We start from the raw sequence: 16,451 nt of genomic DNA, 5'->3' as shown, positions 1-16,451 counted from the left end.
GCCGATACGTCGATATGTAACACTGAATTGGTCGTCTTTGCCAGAATGGACAAAATTTGCATGCCACCTTCGCTCCACACCGTCATACGCCGCATGGCCCTGCGGCCGGTGGCCGGTATCCCGGGCTCCGCGACGCCCGGCCGTGGCGGTGTGCTGGACGCGGTGGTGCGCTGGGTGGCGGTCAGCGAGCTCGCGGACCCGACGCCCTACCTGGAGGGCGGTGAGCTCCTCCTCACCACAGGCATGCGGATGGAAGGCGACCAGACCCAGTATGTCGCCCGGCTCGTGGCCCGCGGCGTCGCGGGGCTCGGGTTCGGCGTCGGCGTCTCGCACGAGGAGGTGCCGCCCGCCCTGGTCTCCGCCGCCGACGAGGCCGGGCTGCCGCTGCTGGAGGTGCCGCGCGAGACCCCGTTCATCGCGATCGGCAAGGCCGTCAGCGAGCTGCTGGCGGCAGAGCAGTACGAGGAGATCACCCGCGCCTTCGCCGCCCAGGGCCGCCTGACGCGGGCGGCGCTCCGGCCGGCGGGCATGCACGCGGTCATCGACCGGCTCGCCAGGGAGGTCGGCGGCTGGGCGGCGCTGCTGGAGGAGTCGGGCGAGGTCCGCCACGCCACCCGCGGCGCCAGCACGGACGCCGTCGTGGCCGAGCTCACCCGCCTGCGCGCGCCCGAAGGCGCGACGCGCGAAGGCGAAGGCACCGCACACGCGACCGGAGACACAACGCCCGCGGGGTGGGGTGCCGGGCGCGCGGGGCCGTTGCCTGCCAGCCTGGCGCTGTCGGGCCCCGGTGAGCACATCGTGGTGCAGCCGCTGGGTGGCGGGGCGCGACCGCGCGGGTTCTTCGCCGTCGGGGCCGAGGAGCCCTTCTCGCCGGTCACCCACACGGTGATCAACGCCGCGGGGTCCCTGCTCACCCTGGCCATGGAGCAGGGCAGGACCCAGCTGGAGGCCGTGCGGCGGACCCGCTCCGCCGTGCTGGAGCTGCTGCTGGGCGGCGCGAAGGAGCAGGCCCGCGCGGTGCTGAGGCCGCTCGGCGGGCGGCTCCCTGAGGAACCGCTCGCGGTGCTGGCGGCGGACGCCGACGCGCTCGAGTCCCTGGAGCCGCACGCGTTCGCGGCGCTGCTCGGCGACGACGGCACCCCCCAGGGGACAGCGGGCTCTCTGGCCGTGGCGCTGGTGGCCGCCGCGGTGGCGGAGAAGGCCGCGCTGGAGGCGGACGGGCCGGTGGGTGTCAGCCTGCCATGCGGTTACGCCCCCGAGTCCCTGCACGGCGCGCTGGCCCAGGCCAGGCGCGCGCTGGAGGCCGCCAGGAGCGGCTGGGCGCCGGCGACCGCCCTCGAAGCGGCCACTGGCCGGAAGAACGGCCGAGGGCGGGTCGTGAGGTTCGGTGACCTGGCCGGGCAAGGGCTGCTCGGGCTGCTCGACCAGGCCGCGGTCCAGGCGTTCGCCGCCGCGCTGCTGGCCCCGCTCACCGCGTACGGCGCCAAGCCCGACCTGGTCGGGTCGCTACGCGCGTACCTGGACAGCAACGGCCACTGGGACGCGGCGGCGCAGCGGCTCGGCGTGCACCGCCACACCCTGCGCTACCGCATGAAGCGGGTCACCGAGCTGCTGGGTCGCGACCTCGACGACCCGGGAGTGCGAGCCGAGCTGTGGCTCGCACTCCAGGCGACCCGCCGATGAGAATCACTTGTTGGTGGGAAAGCCCAGGTTCACGCCGCCGTGCGAGGGGTCGAGCCAGCGGGAGGTGACGACCTTGCCGCGGGTGTAGAAGTGCACGCCCTCGGTGCCGTGCACGTGCGTGTCACCGAAGAGCGAGGACTTCCAGCCGCCGAAGCTGTAGAAGGCCATCGGCACCGGGATGGGCACGTTGATGCCGACCATGCCGACCTCGACCTCGTTCTGGAAGCGCCTGGCCGCGCCGCCGTCGTTGGTGAAGATCGCGGTGCCGTTGCCGTACAGGCCGCCGTTGATGATCTCCAGCCCCTCCTCGTAGGAGGACACCCGCACGATCGACAGGACCGGCCCGAAGATCTCGTCCGTGTGCGTCTGCGAGCCCGCCGGCACGTGGTCGAGCACGGTCGGGCCGAGCCAGAAGCCGGGCGTCTCCGCGGCCTTGCCGCCGCCGAGCACGGCCGTCTCGCGGCCGTCCACGACCAGCTTGGCGCCCTCCTCGACGCCGAGGTCGAGGTAGGAGGCGACCTTGTCGCGGTGCACCTCGGTGACGAGCGGCCCCATTTGGGACTTCGGGTCGTCGCCCGGGCCGATCACCAGCTCGTCCACCCGCTTGACGATCTTCTGTACGAGCTCGTCGCCGATCGGGTCCACGGCCAGCACGACGGAGATCGCCATGCACCGCTCGCCCGCCGAGCCGAAGCCCGCCGACACGGCCGAGTCGGCCACCAGGTCGAGGTCCGCGTCGGGGAGGACGAGCATGTGGTTCTTGGCGCCGCCGAGGGCCTGCACGCGCTTGCCGTGCGCGGTGCCGGTCTCGTAGACGTACTTGGCGATCGGGGTGGAGCCGACGAACGACACGCCGCGCACGTCGGGGTGCTCGAGCAGCCGGTCCACGGCGACCTTGTCGCCCTGCACGACGTTGAACACGCCGTCGGGCAGCCCGGCCTCCTGCCAGAGCCGCGCCATGAGCAGCGACGCCGACGGGTCCTTCTCTGACGGCTTGAGCACGAACGCGTTCCCGCAGGCGATCGCGACCGGGAACATCCACATCGGCACCATGGCCGGGAAGTTGAACGGCGTGATCCCGGCCACGACGCCCAGCGGCTGGCGGATGGAGTAGGAGTCGACCCTGGTCGAGACGCCCTCGGAGAAGCCGCCCTTGAGCAGGTGGGGGATCCCGCAGGCGAACTCCACGACCTCCAGGCCGCGGGCCACCTCGCCGAGCGCGTCGGAGTGGACCTTGCCGTGCTCGGCGGAGATCAGCGCGGCCAGCTCGTCGCGGTGCGCGTACATGAGCTCGCGGAAGCGGAACAGCACCTGCGACCGCTTGACCAGCGACGCGTCCCGCCAGGCGGGGAACGCCGCGACGGCGGCGGCCACGGCCGCGTCCACGTCGGCCACGGAGGCGAGGGCCACGTGGCCGCTGACCTCGCCGGTCGCGGGGTTGTAGAGCTCGGCGGCGCGGGGGGCGCCGTCCGCGAGAGCTCCGTTGATCCAATGCTTGACGGACTTCACTGGGCTGCTGCCTCTGCGTTGATGGTTTCGAGGGCGGTCACGATGATGCCGAGGCCTTCGATGGCCTCGTCCACCGTAAGGGTGAGAGGCGGTGCCATGCGGATGGCGGTGCCGTACAGGCCGCCCTTGCCCGCCAGCAGCCCGGCCTTCTTGGTCTCCTCCATGAAGCGGGCGGCCTGGGCGGGGCTCTCCAGCTCGACGGCGAACATCAGGCCCTTGCCGCGCACGTCCCTGACCACGGGCAGCCGCGTGGCGGCGTCCTTGAGGCCGTTGATGATGATCTCACCGGTACGCGCGGCGTTGGCCTGCAGGTCGTGGTCGAGCACGTAGTCGAGGGTGGCGTTGGCGGCGGCCATGGAAACGGGGTTGCCGCCGAACGTGGCCAGCCCCACGGCGTGCGGTGCGTCCATGAGGTCGCCGCGCGCCACGACGCCGCCGACCGCGAAGCCGTTGCCCAGCCCCTTGGCGAAGGTCATCATGTCGGGGGTCACGCCGTGGTTCTGGATGCCGAAGAACGCGCTGCCGGTGCGGCCCCACCCGGTCTGCACCTCGTCGGAGATGAACAGGATGCCCTGCTCGTCCAGGACCTCCTTGTACGCGGCGAACAGCCCGTCGGGGGCCATCGTGAACCCGCCCACACCCTGGATCGGCTCGGCGATCAGCGCGGCCACGTCGTTGGAGACGGCCGTGGCGAGCACGTGGCGCAGGTCGTCCACGCACGCCTGGATGTACTCGGCGTCCGACATGCCCTTGAACTGGGCCAGATGCCGGTCGGCGCCGTGCAGGAAGTGCACGTTGAACGGGGAGAGCGAGTTGTTCTTCCAGGAGCGGTTGGAGGTGACGCCGATCGTGCCGAAGCTGCGCCCGTGGTAGCTCTGCCGCATGGCGAGCACCTGGTCGGTCTTTCGCGCGTACGTGGCCAGCAGCAGGGCGGTCTCGTTGGCCTCGGTGCCGGAGTTGGTGAAGAAGACCTTGGCGTCGGGGATGCCGGAGACCCGCGCGATCTTCTCGGCCAGCTCGATCTGGCCGCGCAGCAGGTAGACGGTGCTGGTGTGGACCACTCCTGTGGCGATCTGGCGCTCGACGGCCTCACGCACCTCGGGCACGTCATACCCGATCATGTTGGTCAGGATGCCGGCGAAGAAGTCCAGATAGCTCTTGCCGTCGGCGTCGATGACGCGGTTGCCCTTGCCGCTGACGATCTCGATGGGGTCGTTGTAGTTGAGTGCCAACCAGTTGGGCATCACTGCCCGGTGGCGCGCGAGAAGCTCCGACATGCTACCGAGTATCCCTTTTTCCATCCGTGCACTCCCACCCGCAACCTGTCGGCGTAGGGGAAAAATCCCTTACATCGTGCAAACTACATGGACTACCCAAAAGGCCAGGTAAGCCGGACCCCTGACCCGCCCCCTAGGGGATTCCCCGTCCGCCTGGAGGCGTACGTCGCGCCGGGCCGGTACGCCGCGGGAGGCACCGCGAATGACCACTGGCGGCCGACGACCGGGGCCATGCCGGTCGACCACCATCGGATCATCCAGAAACGCGAAGGAGAGATTGCGATGACCGTCACCATCGACCGCCGCCCCGAGGCCCCCTCCGGCCCGCCCAAGCTCGACCGCGACCAGCTGCGCCGGGCCCAGCAGGACACGCTGGACACCCCGCGCATGCGGTACAGCCTGCTCGCCAAGATGATGTTCAAGCCGGTGGACATCATGTACGGCAAGAAGGGCTCGTACACGAAGTTCGCGATGCTGGAGATCATCGCCCGGGTGCCGTACCAGGCGTGGGAGCGGATGGGCTACTGGGCAGTGCACCGCTACCGGGGACGATCGGCGCTGGCCAGGAGGGTCTTCGAGCGGATCGTGGAGGCCCGGGCCGACCAGGACAACGAGCAGTGGCACCTGCTGATCATGGAGGACCTCGTGCAGCGCACCGGGCAGAAGCAGAGCTGGCTGCTGCACAGGGCCGCCCCGTGGCTGATCGCGTTCTTCTACTACCACGTCTCCTGGATGCTGTTCCTGGTCAGGCCGGAGTGGAGCTACCGGCTGAACGCGGAGTTCGAGGACCACGCCGAGCACGAGTACATGACCTTCGTGGCCGAGAACCCGGAGCTGGAGTTCGTGCCCGACCCCGGCACGTACGCCGCCGAGTACGGCCGCTACCGCTCGGTGGCCGACCTGCTCAGGCAGATCGGCCACGACGAGCGCACCCACAAGCTCGACAGCCTGGAGAGCATGCGGGAGCCCCGTGTCCGTTAGACCTTCACGGGTTCAGGGGTCGCCGCGGCCGGGCGCAGCACGGCTGCCGCGAGCAGCGCGGCGGCCACGCAGAACGCGGCCCCGACCCACGAGCCCAGGTGCATGGCCGAGGTGAACGCCTGGTTGCCGGCCTCGGCGAAGCCCGCCAGATGCGCGCCGCCGATCGACTCCCTGGCGGCGGCGGGCAGGTCGGCCGGCATCTGCGAGGTGTACTGCCCGGCCAGCACGCTGCCCAGGATCGCGATGCTCAGCGCCATGCCGACCTGCTGGACGGTGTCGTTGAGCGCCGAGCCGACGCCGGCGTGCTCCACGGGGATGGCACTCATGAGCGAGGAGTACGCGGACGGCCCGGCCAGCCCGCCGCCCACACCCATGATCACCAGCCCCGTGAGCAGCGGGAGGTATCCGGTGGTCGTGGCCATGACGACGAACCCGCAGGCCATCACCAGCAGCCCCGCCCCGATCAGCGCCCGGTTGCTGACCTTCTTGCCCAGTCCGGCGCCCACGCCGTTGAAGATCGCGGCGGCCACGCCGTAGGGCAGCATGGCGAGGCCCGCCTGCATCTCCCCGTAGCCCAGCACGAACTGCAGGTACTGGGTCAGCATCAGCATCACGGCGCCCGCACCGAAGGCCATCAGCAGGATCGAGAACGACGAGCCGCTGAAGTTGCGGTTGGCGAACAGGTGCAGCGGCAGCATCGGCTGCTCCTGCCTGCGCTCCCAGATCACGAACGCACCCAGGGCGATGACCGCGATCGCGATGCCGATCACGTTCCATTCGCGCTCGATGATGACGTACACGGCCGCCGTCAGCCCCACGCTCGACAGCACCACGCCCACCGGGTCGATCTTCCGCCCGCTGCTGCGGCTCTCGGGCATGAGCACGAGGGCGGCCACGACGGCGATGGCCGCGATCGGGATGTTCAGCAGGAAGACCGAGCCCCACCAGTAGTGCTGCAGCATGAGGCCGCCCAGCGTCGGGCCCGACACCATGCCGACCAGGGCCACCGCGCTCCAGGCGGCCATCGCCTTGCGCCGCTCCTCCTCGTCGAAGACGGTCATCAGGATCGACAGCGTCGAGGGCATGACGAGCGAGCCGCCGATGCCCATCAGCGCACGGGCGGCGATGAGCTGCCAGGGCTCGGTGACGAGCACGGCCACCAGGGACGCGCCGCCGAAGAACACCAGGCCGATGATCAGGAACAACCTGCGGCCGTACTTGTCGGACAGGCTGCCCGAGGTGAGCAGCAGTCCGGCGTAGGCCAGCACGTACGCGTCGATGATCCACTGGATGTCCGACGGGCTCGCGCCCATCTCCTCGTTCAGCGAGGGGATGGCGAGGTTGAGGATGGTGTTGTCCACGACAAGCACCAAAAGCGCCAGGCAGAGTACGACGAGTATCCACCAGCGGCGCGGATCTCGTACAGTGTTCGAGTTCACTCGCACAGCGTACGATAATCCTCGTACACTGTGCGAGTGGATTTATCCTTGGAGAATGAGCGCCAAGCAGTTCTCCTCCGTCTGGCTCCGCGAGCCGCGCAAGGCCACCAGCCCGGGGCGCAGCCGCGAGGAGATCGTCAAGGCCTCCATCGAGCTGCTCGACGCGGAGGGCCTCGACGGGCTCAGCATGCGCAAACTGGGCGCCAAGCTCAGCGCGGGCGCCACCAGCCTCTACTGGTACGTCGCCAACAAGGACGAGCTGCTGGAGCTGGTCTATGACGAGGTGTGGGGCGAGATGACCATGCCCCGGCCCGAGGACGTGGGCTGGCGTGAAGCGGCCTCCATCCTGGCCTACAGCATGCGCCAGGTGATGCTGCGCCACCCGTGGTCGGCCGACCTCCTCGGCCGCCTGCCCGCGCTCGGCCCCAACGCGATGCGCGTGGCCAGTGGGATGCGCAGGATGTTCAAGCTCGCCGGGTTCAAGGGGATGGACATCGACTACGCCGGCAGCACGCTCACCGCCTACGTCTACGGCAAGACGCTGCCCGAGATCGCCTGGAACACCTCGATGTCCGACCGCCCGTACGACCCCGACGAGATGCGCAAGATGGTCGTCACGGCGGCCCGGGACTTCCCCGACATGCTGGAGAGCCTGGACATGTCGGTCTACGAAGACGTGAGCGCCGTCCAGGCGGTCGCCTTCGACTTCGGGCTGTTGTCGGTGCTCGACGGCCTTGAGCGGCGGCTGGCGACGTAGCAGGATCCGGGCATGAGCGATTTCCGTGCTGCCCGCGATTTCCTCCTCCGCGCCGACGCCGCCACCGCCCGCCGCGACTTCCGCTGGCCGGAGCTTGCGGAGTTCAACTGGGCGCTCGACTGGTTCGACGGGGTGCTGGCCGCCGAGACGCCCGACACCGTCGCGCTCAAGATCGTGGGGGCGAGCAGCGCCCGCTACACGTTCGCCGAGCTGTCGGCCCGCTCCAACCAGGTCGCGAACTGGCTGCACCAGCAGGGCGTGCGCCGGGGCGACCGGATCCTGCTCATGCTGGGCAACCAGGCCGAGCTGTGGGAGTCGCTGCTGGCCGCGATGAAGCTGGGCGCGGTCATCATCCCGGCCACGACGCTGCTGACGGCCAAGGACATCGCGGAACGCATCGATCGGGGCGGCGTCTCCCATGTGATCGCCAACGCCGCCGACGCGGGGAAGTTCGGGGCCGGCGAATACACGAAGATCGCCGTGGGTGACGCCTACAACTGGCTGCCGTACCACGAGGCGTACGAGGCGGGCGAGCACTTCTCCCCCGACGCGCCGACGCGCGCCGGCGACACGTTGCTGCTCTACTTCACCTCGGGCACGACCTCGCAGCCCAAGCTGGTCGAGCACACCCACGCCTCCTACCCCGCCGGGCACCTGTCGACGATGTTCTGGATCGGGCTCAAGCCCGGCGACGTGCATCTCAACGTGTCCTCGCCGGGGTGGGCCAAGCACGCGTGGAGCAACGTCTTCGCCCCATGGAACGCGGGCGCCACCGTGCTGATCCACGACTACCAGCGCTTCTCCGCCCCGGCGCTGCTCGAGGTCCTGCGGGACGAGCAGGTCACCACGTTCTGCGCGCCGCCGACCGTCTGGCGGATGCTCATCCAGGAGGACCTGGCGGCGTGGCAGTTGCCCCTGCGTACGGCTGTCGCCGCCGGCGAGCCGCTCAACCCCGAGATCATCGACCAGGTGGCCAAGGCGTGGGGCATCACGATCAGGGACGGCTACGGCCAGACCGAGACCACCGCGCAGATCGGCAACGCGCCGGACGAGCCGGTCAGACCCGGATCGATGGGGCGCCCGCTGCCGGGCTACGACGTCGTGCTGATCGACCCGGTCACCGGCGAGCCCGGGAACGACGGCGAGATCTGCCTGCCACTGAACGACCGCCGCCCCCTGGGCCTCATGTCCGGATATGTCGGTGGATCGAGTGATGCGATGCGCGCCGGCTTCTACCACACCGGCGACGTCGCCACCCGGGACGAGGACGGCTACATCACCTACGTGGGCAGGACCGACGACGTCTTCAAGGCATCCGACTACCGCATCTCGCCGTTCGAGCTGGAGAGCGTGCTGCTGGAGCACGCAGCCGTGGCCGAGGCGGCGGTGGTGCCCGCCCCCGATCCGGTACGGCTGGCCGTACCGAAGGCCTATGTGACGCTCGCGCCCGGGTTCGAGCCGGACGAGGCGACCGCACGGTCGATCTTCGAGCACTGCCGCAGGGAGCTGGCCCCCTACAAGCGGGTGCGGCGGCTGGAGTTCGGCGAGTTGCCCAAGACGATCTCCGGCAAGATTCGCCGGGTCGAGCTACGGGTGCGCGAACCTCGGAGGGAATACCGGGAGGAGGACCTCAACCAGTGACAAAGCGTAAATGGGCGCATGGCCGTTCTTACATTCTGATCGGCTAGGCTCTGCCCCGTGTTGCCCACCATCGCCGACGTCCTCGCCCTGGAGACCGTACGCCGGGGCAGCCCGCACGTGGTCGCGGGCGCCGACCGGCTCGACACCAAGGTGCGGTGGGTGCACGTCGGCGAGATCGCCGACATCGCCCACCTCCTGCGCGGCGGGGAGCTGGTACTCACCACGGGCGTCGCGCTTCCCGAGGACCCCGAGAAGCTCGCGGACTACATCGGCGAGCTCTCCTCGGTCGGCGCCTCCGGGCTGATCGTGGAGCTGGGCCGCAGGTTCGTCCGCGAGCTGCCGAGCGCCGTGGTCAAGTCCGCCGAGGCGCACGGTCTGCCGGTCATCGTGCTGACCCGCGAGACGCCGTTCGTGCAGATCACCGAGTCCGTGCACGCCCGGATCATCGACATCCAGCTGGAGGAGCTGCGGGCCTCCGAGCAGCTTCACGAGGTCTTCACCGAGCTGTCGGTCGAGGGCGCGTCGCCCGCCGAGGTGCTGGCTCAGGTGTCCAGGCTGTCCAACCGGCCCGTGCTGCTCGAGAACCTGGCGCACCAGGTGCTGGCCTGCGAGTCCGCCGGTCGTGACGCCGGCACGCTGCTGGCCGGCTGGGAGACGAGGTCGCGTGCGGTGGCCACGTCCGAACGCACCGCGTACGACGCCGCCTCCGGATGGCTGGTCACCACGGTCGGGGCGCGCGGGCAGGACTGGGGGCGGCTGATCCTGATCTGCGACTCGCCGCCGACCCCGCGCGACATGGTGCTGGCCGAGCGCGCCGCCACGACCCTCGCCCTGGGCCGCCTGCTGGAGCGCCACCAGGAGTCGCTCGAACGCCAGGCGCACGGCACGATCATCACCGGCATCCTGACCCACGCCTACGCCGACCCCGACGAGGCCGCCGCCCGCGCCCGCGCCGTCGGCGTGCCGCTCACGGGCCGCAAGCTGATCAGCGTGGTCATCAGGCCCACCGAGCCGGCCGACCAGGCGCTCGACGGCCAGGCGCAGCTCGGCGAGCTGGCCGAGGCCACCGCCGCCGCCTGCCGCGACGCCCGCCTGCCCGCCCTGGTCGGCGCGCTCGACCAGGAGCGAGTGGGGGTGCTGCTGCCCCTCCCGCCGCGCAGCCAGGCCGAGCCCGCGCTGACCGCGCTCGCCGAGCGGCTGCGCGTGCTGTGGCGGCCGGGCTCGTCCTTCGTGCTGGCGGCAGGCTCCGTGGTGGAGTCGATCAGGGACGTACGACGCAGCTTCCTCGAGGCGGAGCAGGTGGCCGATGTGGCCGTCCGCCAGCCCGACGGCCGGCCCTTCTACCGGCTGCCGGACCTGCGCCTGCGCGGGCTGCTGCACCTGCTGCGCGATGACGCCAGGCTGCAGACGTTCGCGGAACGGGAGCTCGGGCCGCTGCTGGCGCACGACGCGCAGCGGGGCGGCGACCTCACCCGGATCCTGCGCATCTACCTCGACGCGGGGCGCAACAAGGCCGTCGCCGCGCAGAAGGCCCACCTGTCCAGGCCCGCCTTCTACGACCGGCTGCGCCGCCTCGAACGCATCCTGGACACCGACCTCGACGACGTCGAGTCGTGCATGTCGCTCCACGTGGCCCTGCTGGCCCTGGAGTCCTTCCGCCGCGAAACCCGCTAGCAGAGACTCGTGAGGACTCCGGCCGACGCCCGCGAGGCGGGCCTCCCGGGCGGAGTGACTTAACGTCGCATTTGTGCCCCTCTTCTTCAACGCCCTCGAGGCGGCGGCGCACCGGCTGTCGATCGTGCCTCCGATGTTCGACTACTTCGGCGCCCTCGGCCTGCACACGCTCGTCGCGGCGGCCCGGCTGGGCGTCTTCGACGCCCTGAGCGAGCGCCCGTCAACCGGCGGGGAGCTCGCCGCCGCGCTCAGCCTGGATCCCCGCTCCACGGACGTGCTGTTACGCGCACTGGCCGGGCTTGGCTACCTGCGCGCCAGGGGCGGCCGGTATCGCCTGACCCGCGCGTCGCGGCTGTGGTTCGTGACCGGCTCGCGAACGTCGCTGGTGGCGGGGCTGGAGTTCTGGGAACGTACCGCGTGCGTGATCTGGCCCAGGTTGGAACAGGCGGTACGTCACGGCGCGCCCGCCACACCGTTCTACGCCCTGCTGGAGGCCGATCCCGAGCTGTCGCGGTCGTTCCAGGCATGGACGGCGGCGCTGGCCAGGCAGCAGGCCCCGGCTGCCGCCCGCGCCATCCCGGTGCCGCGCGGCGCCAGGCGGGTGCTGGACGTGGGCGGCGGTCACGGCCAGTTCAGCGTGGAGCTGCTGCGGCGGCACCCCCGGCTCCACGCCACGGTGCTGGACCTGCCGCAGGCGCTGGAAGCCGCCGCCGGCCATCCCCGGCTCACCGTGCGCGCCGGGTCGTTCCTGGATGACGACCTGGGCGACGGGTACGACGTCGTCCTGCTGTTCAACGTCGTGCACGGGCTGGACGACCAGGAGGCGGCCACGCTCCTGAGGCGGGTGGCGGCGGCGCTCAAGCCGGGAGGGACGATCGTGGTGGGCGAGCAGTTCGGGGACAGCGTCATGCCGGGCCGGGCCAGCCGCACCCTGCTGCACCTGCTCGACCTGAACTTCCTGGTCGCGGCGGGCGGCAGGGTGCGGGGATTTCAAGAGGTGTCGCACCTGCTCCGGGCGGCGGGCTTCCGCAGACCCCGGCACCGCCGCCCGCTGCGCGCCGTGCCCACCGAACTGGCTGTCGCCCGGATCCCCTTCAGAACCCCATCGCGGCCCGCACCTCCTCAAGCGTCGTGACCGCCCGCTCCCTGGCCTGCTCGTTGCCGGCGGCCAGGATGCTCCGCGCATCGGCCTCGGTGAGCTCGGCGCGGCGTTTCCTGATCGGCCTCAGGAACTCGTTGACCGCCTCGGTGACCAGTCCCTTGAGCGTGGCGGCTCCCCCGTACCCGATCTCCTCGGCGATGTCCTGCGGCGGGCGGCCGAGACAGAGGCCGGCCAGCGTGAGGAGGTTCGCCACCTCGGGGCGGTGCGCCTCGTCGAACGTGATCAGCCGGTCGGAGTCCGTGCGGGCCTTGCGGATGAGGGCGGCCGTCTCGTCCTCGGTGGCCGACAGGGCGATCGCGTTGCCACGGCTCTTGCTCATCTTGCCGCCGTCGAGCCCCTTGAGCAGCGGCTCCTCGCCCATCATGGCCTCGGGCAGCGGAAACACCTCGCCGTAACGCTCGTTGAAGCGGCGCGCCACCAGCCGGGTCACCTCCACGTGCGGGAGCTGGTCCCTGCCGACCGGCACCAGCGTGCCCTTGCAGAACAGGATGTCGGCCGCCTGGTGCACCGGATAGGTGAACATCAGGCCGCTCACCGCCCGCTGCGAGCTGTGCGCGATCTCGTCCTTCACCGTGGGGTTGCGGCCCAGCTCGGCCACCGACACCAGACTCAGGAACGGCAGCAGCAGCTGGTTCAGCTCGGGGATCGCGCTGTGCTGGAAGATCGTGACCTTGGCCGGGTCGATCCCGACCGCGAGGTAGTCGAGCAGCAGTTCGGTGATGTTGCGCTGGATCTCGCCGGGCAGGTCGCGGTCTGTGATCACCTGATAGTCGGCGATCAACACGTACATCGGGTACGCGTCCTGCAGGCGGACCCGGTTGGCCAGCGAGCCGAAGTAGTGGCCCAGATGCAGGGGCCCGGTCGGGCGGTCACCGGTGAGCACGACGTCGTTCATTCCGGATCTCTCTCCTTCAGGTCATGCCGTCCCGGAGAGGACCCGCACGCTCAGTGGGCCGTCTCGAGGACGGCCCACGCATGGGGAATCAGCGGCCGTCTGTCGGCCGCCACCACATGCTGATGCGTGTCATGCACGAATTGTATCTGACCAAAGCCGCACGCGATGTCAATCTTGTAACCTCTTCGGCCGATTAGCGCGTTCGGCGGACTCGGAGACCATGATCTCGTCACTATGGTGCGGTCCCTGTTCCGCCCTCTGGAGAATCCATGTCTCGACGCACCCTCGCCGGCGGCCTGGCCATAGCCGCCACCCTCGCTCTCACCACCCTGCCCGCCTCCGCGGGACAGGTGTCGGTGAGGTTCCCGTCGGCCAAGTTCCCGCTGGGCAACAGGCCCGTGCCGACGAAGACGGCGACCTCCGTCGCTCAGGGCATCGACCTGTACGACGTGAAGGCCGGCACGTCCACCGACGGCTACACGGTGACCGTGCTGATGCCGAGCGGCCGCGACTACGGGATGCAGTCGACCGCCGAGACCAAGGCCGCCGAGGTGGAGGCCGCCGGGGAGACCCCCAGCGTGCAGAAGGTGATCCGGCCGAGCGTCGCCGACGCCCCCACCCAGACCGTGTACATGGTCAGGGTCGGCCTCTGGTCCTTCGAGGACAAGAAGAAGGCCGAGGAGACGGCCAAGAAGCTCAAGGACGCGGGGCTGAAGGTCAAGGTCGACTACCTCGGCGACGACGGCCTCAAGACCACCGGACCCTGGGACGCCAAGGTCGTGATGATCGACGCCAGGGCGTTCCGCGGCTCGTACGCGGCCACCCTCGGCGCCAGCGTGGCCAAGCGCGAGACGGTCTCGTCGATGGCCAAGGCCCGGCACGCGCTCGTCGGGATCAACGGCGGCTTCTTCAACATCCACACCGACAAGGCGCTGCGCGGCGAGCCCGTCGGCGCCTCGGTGGTCGGCGGCAAGCTGCTCAGCGAGGCCGTCCCCGGCCGCTCCGCCGTGATCCTCAAGGGCCGCACCGCCAAGATCACGGAGCTGGACACCAGCGTCACCGCGACCTCGCAGGACGGCCAGAAGACCAAGGTCAACGGGGTCAACCGGGCCGCCGCGACAGACGAGCTGGTGCTGTACACGGAGGAGTACGGAGCCAAGACACCCGCCGGCGGAACCGACGCCGTGCTCGACGCCAACGGCAAGGTCGTCGGCATGCGAGCCTCGGGCGCGGCGGTGGCCGCGGGCACGCGGGTGCTGCACGGCAACGGCCTGGCCGGCGACTGGCTCAACGAGCACGCTTTCCAGGACTGGACGGTCAAGGTCGACGCCAAGGTCGTGGACCTGCGTACCAAGAAGGCCCTCAAGCTGACCCCGGACCTGCACGTGATCGCGGGCAACGTCGGCCTCGTGCGCAACGGCCAGGTGAAGATCACCGCCAAGCGTGACGGCCACGACTCCGTCAACATGATCCTCCGCCGCCACCCGCGCACCCTCCTCGGCGTCACCAGCAACGGCAGCCTCATCCTGGCCACCCTCGACGGCCGCAACCCAGGCGTGAGCGTCGGGGCGAACTTCCACGAGGCGGCCCAGTTCATGCGGTGGCTGGGCGCGAAGCAGGCCGTCAACCTGGACGGGGGCGGCTCGACGGCAATGGTGGTCGGCAACAAGCTGGTCAACCGTCCCTCGGACGGCGCGGAGCGCGGCGTGGGCGACGCACTCCTGGTCCTGCCGCAGTAACACCACCCATACGCGCCACGCCCGGGCCATACGTGCCTGGCCCGGGGGATACGCGCCTCGCCCGAGACCGCGGTCCCACCGCCGCCTCGGCCCGGGCGAGGCACTCCTCGGACACACGCAGCCGGTGAACGGACACCGAGAAGTCCAGGTGAACGGACATGCCGGTCCAGATACGCGGACACCAGTTCTCCAGACGGGCGGCCATGAATTCTCCGGCTCCGTGGCCAGCGGCGGATCGGTTCGCCATGGTGGCTGCACGTTCGTACGTCGGCGATTCGTGACTGGGTCGAGAGCGACTCTCAGACCGTGCAGAGGGCGGCATCGACGCTGTACCGTCACGGCCGTTCGGGCACAAGCCGGACCATCCTCGACGAGCCGATGCCGTTCCACCGGCTCGGCCTCACCCACACCGGTTATCCACCCACGGACGCGGCGACACTCGGCATAGACCTCGATGCGCGCCCCTCGTACGCAACGGTGACGGAGGCGCGCGCCGGCCGCATGGCGCTGGTGCGCGGCATCGTCGACAACCTCACCGACACCGAGCTTGCACGGATGTGCACGCGCGCACCTGCGCCCGGCTATCCCGAAGCACCGCGCTCGGTCGGCAGTCGCCTGCGCGTGGCGATGGAGGAGGAGTGCAGCATCGCCGCTACATGGTGCGCGACATCGCGGTGCTCGAAGCGCGCTGATTACAGCTGACGACCTCCACTCACCGATCCGGGCGGGCTACGCGGACAGGCGGGAGAAGACCTCAATCGGGCACAGGACTCGAAACCGACACTGCCGCGGGCTCCGAGGCCGCCTGCCGGGATCTCTGGTGACCGTCCACCAGCGGTCATGTGGCCACCTGCTTGGAACAGCATGTCCGCCGACGAGAATTTCCTGGTGACCGCTTACACGCAGCGGCCGCATGACTGCGGCGAGGCGCAGGCGCCCGTGGCAGCCCCCGTGCCCGGTTCAGTGGTAGGCCACGCACCACTCTCCCGCCGCCACTGACCAGCGGATCGTCGACCACGCACCACCCCTGACGGCCACCCGAATTGCAGACGCTATGGCGGATCTTCGCCCTCATGTTGACTTTCAGTAGTTGCTCGACTACTAATCGCCATGGAGTGTTCGCCGCAGAAAGGAAACCGCCTCGTGCGCCAGTCCGCCAGAGCAGCCCTCACCGTCCTCACCATCACCTGCAGCACTCTCGCCTCCAGCCTCCCAGCGCAGGCCGCCGCCCCCGCGGGCAACGCACCTTCGTGCGTGACCGTCTGGCAAACCACCGGCACCGTCACCAAAACCGGATACGCGCGCAACGACTGCGGCGAAACTCTGCACTTGAAGATCGTGTGGGCGCACGGCGCCGACGGCCAGTGCTACACCGTCAACCCCGGAGAGACCATCTCCAGCAAGGTGGCCCGAGGCGTCCGAACCTTCGACGGAGCCAGCATCTGCTGATGCGCCAACGCTCCGCTCGCCCTCCGGGGGAGGGCGAGCGGAACGTTGTGCAGCGGGGCGTGCGGTCCGGTCCGGGCAGGCCAGCTACGCCATTCACACCGTTCAGGCCGCCGTAATGCCCGCCATGCGGTACGTCGACGCCGCAACGAAAAACAAAAAAAGAGGGCCACCCCGAAGGGTGGCCCTCTCTCACAAGAATTGTGCGGCGATGACCTACTCTCCCACACCCTCCCGAGTGCAGTACC

Annotated in this window: 13 protein-coding genes; 9 read left to right on the top strand and 4 right to left on the bottom strand. The window is 70.0% G+C overall.

The features are described 5' to 3' along the window. Nucleotides 1–60: 60 nt before the first annotated feature. A complete protein-coding gene (locus ACIBVN_RS54560) occupies nt 61–1,683 on the top strand; it encodes a PucR family transcriptional regulator (protein WP_397149787.1) in 1,623 nt (540 codons plus the stop codon). Between the two features lie 3 nt (nt 1,684–1,686). Here ACIBVN_RS54560 and ACIBVN_RS54555 read toward each other — a convergent pair whose 3' ends face one another. Both ACIBVN_RS54555 and ACIBVN_RS54550 read right to left on the bottom strand, forming a co-directional pair. Then, nucleotides 1,687–3,192 (bottom strand): CoA-acylating methylmalonate-semialdehyde dehydrogenase, encoded by a 1,506-nt coding sequence (locus ACIBVN_RS54555; protein WP_397149784.1) that lies wholly within the window; start codon nt 3,190–3,192, stop codon nt 1,687–1,689. Further along, a complete protein-coding gene (locus tag ACIBVN_RS54550) occupies nt 3,189–4,469 on the bottom strand; it encodes an aspartate aminotransferase family protein (RefSeq protein ID WP_397149782.1) in 1,281 nt (426 codons plus the stop codon). Before ACIBVN_RS54550 ends, ACIBVN_RS54555 begins: the two co-directional genes overlap by 4 nt. A 282-nt stretch (nt 4,470–4,751) precedes the next feature. Between ACIBVN_RS54550 and ACIBVN_RS54545 the strand changes: the two genes are divergently transcribed. Then, the gene (locus tag ACIBVN_RS54545) at nt 4,752–5,450 is read left to right on the top strand and encodes an alternative oxidase (RefSeq protein WP_397149780.1); all 699 of its coding nucleotides are present in this window, start codon (nt 4,752–4,754) and stop codon (nt 5,448–5,450) included. Here ACIBVN_RS54545 and ACIBVN_RS54540 read toward each other — a convergent pair. Then, on the bottom strand, nt 5,447–6,889 hold the full coding sequence (locus ACIBVN_RS54540; protein WP_397149778.1) for an MFS transporter: 1,443 nt from the start codon (nt 6,887–6,889) through the stop codon (nt 5,447–5,449). The two genes, ACIBVN_RS54545 and ACIBVN_RS54540, sit on opposite strands and share 4 nt — an antisense overlap. Nucleotides 6,890–6,944: 55 nt before the next feature. Here ACIBVN_RS54540 and ACIBVN_RS54535 point away from each other — a divergent pair, with 55 nt between their 5' ends. The 4 genes from ACIBVN_RS54535 (at nt 6,945) to ACIBVN_RS54520 (ending at nt 12,096) form a co-directional block, all read left to right on the top strand. Then, nucleotides 6,945–7,646 (top strand): TetR/AcrR family transcriptional regulator, encoded by a 702-nt coding sequence (locus ACIBVN_RS54535; RefSeq protein ID WP_397149776.1) that lies wholly within the window; start codon nt 6,945–6,947, stop codon nt 7,644–7,646. Between the two features lie 12 nt (nt 7,647–7,658). After that, complete coding sequence (locus tag ACIBVN_RS54530; RefSeq protein ID WP_397149774.1) at nt 7,659–9,287, top strand: AMP-binding protein; 1,629 nt, start codon at nt 7,659–7,661, stop codon at nt 9,285–9,287. Between the two features lie 57 nt (nt 9,288–9,344). Further along, complete coding sequence (locus tag ACIBVN_RS54525; RefSeq protein WP_397149772.1) at nt 9,345–10,961, top strand: PucR family transcriptional regulator; 1,617 nt, start codon at nt 9,345–9,347, stop codon at nt 10,959–10,961. 73 nt (nt 10,962–11,034) lie between these two features. Beyond that, nucleotides 11,035–12,096, top strand: coding sequence for a methyltransferase (locus ACIBVN_RS54520; RefSeq protein WP_397149770.1), 1,062 nt, complete (start codon nt 11,035–11,037; stop codon nt 12,094–12,096). Here ACIBVN_RS54520 and trpS read toward each other — a convergent pair. Beyond that, on the bottom strand, nt 12,056–13,018 hold the full coding sequence (trpS, locus tag ACIBVN_RS54515; protein ID WP_397149768.1) for a tryptophan--tRNA ligase: 963 nt from the start codon (nt 13,016–13,018) through the stop codon (nt 12,056–12,058). The genes ACIBVN_RS54520 and trpS overlap by 41 nt on opposite strands. A gap of 269 nt (nt 13,019–13,287) precedes the next feature. Between trpS and ACIBVN_RS54510 the strand changes: the two genes are divergently transcribed. The 3 genes from ACIBVN_RS54510 to ACIBVN_RS54500 all read left to right on the top strand — a co-directional run bounded on the left by ACIBVN_RS54510 (nt 13,288) and on the right by ACIBVN_RS54500 (nt 16,206). Next, entirely contained in the window at nt 13,288–14,757 is a 1,470-nt protein-coding gene (locus tag ACIBVN_RS54510) for a phosphodiester glycosidase family protein (RefSeq protein WP_397149766.1), read from the top strand. A gap of 306 nt (nt 14,758–15,063) precedes the next feature. Next, a complete protein-coding gene (locus ACIBVN_RS54505) occupies nt 15,064–15,459 on the top strand; it encodes a hypothetical protein (RefSeq protein ID WP_397149764.1) in 396 nt (131 codons plus the stop codon). Between the two features lie 441 nt (nt 15,460–15,900). Then, nucleotides 15,901–16,206 carry a hypothetical protein gene (locus tag ACIBVN_RS54500; RefSeq protein ID WP_397149762.1) on the top strand — a complete coding sequence of 102 codons (306 nt, stop codon included), beginning with the start codon at nt 15,901–15,903 and terminating at the stop codon, nt 16,204–16,206. Nucleotides 16,207–16,451 lie beyond the last annotated feature (245 nt).

It is taken from the genome of Nonomuraea sp. NPDC049400, from assembly GCF_044466425.1.
Classification (GTDB): Bacteria; Actinomycetota; Actinomycetes; order Streptosporangiales; family Streptosporangiaceae; genus Nonomuraea.
Note: the sequence above shows the minus strand (reverse complement) of the source record. Positions and strands in the feature narration are given on the sequence as shown.

Coding starts and splice junctions, on each gene's coding strand:
- ACIBVN_RS54510 (WP_397149766.1), top strand. CDS start 13,288: ATGTCTCGACGCACCCTCGCCGGCGGCCTGGCCATAGCCGCCACCCTC.
- ACIBVN_RS54535 (WP_397149776.1), top strand. CDS start 6,945: ATGAGCGCCAAGCAGTTCTCCTCCGTCTGGCTCCGCGAGCCGCGCAAG.
- trpS (WP_397149768.1), bottom strand. CDS start 13,018: ATGAACGACGTCGTGCTCACCGGTGACCGCCCGACCGGGCCCCTGCAT.
- ACIBVN_RS54550 (WP_397149782.1), bottom strand. CDS start 4,469: ATGTCGGAGCTTCTCGCGCGCCACCGGGCAGTGATGCCCAACTGGTTG.
- ACIBVN_RS54545 (WP_397149780.1), top strand. CDS start 4,752: ATGACCGTCACCATCGACCGCCGCCCCGAGGCCCCCTCCGGCCCGCCC.
- ACIBVN_RS54560 (WP_397149787.1), top strand. CDS start 61: ATGCCACCTTCGCTCCACACCGTCATACGCCGCATGGCCCTGCGGCCG.
- ACIBVN_RS54530 (WP_397149774.1), top strand. CDS start 7,659: ATGAGCGATTTCCGTGCTGCCCGCGATTTCCTCCTCCGCGCCGACGCC.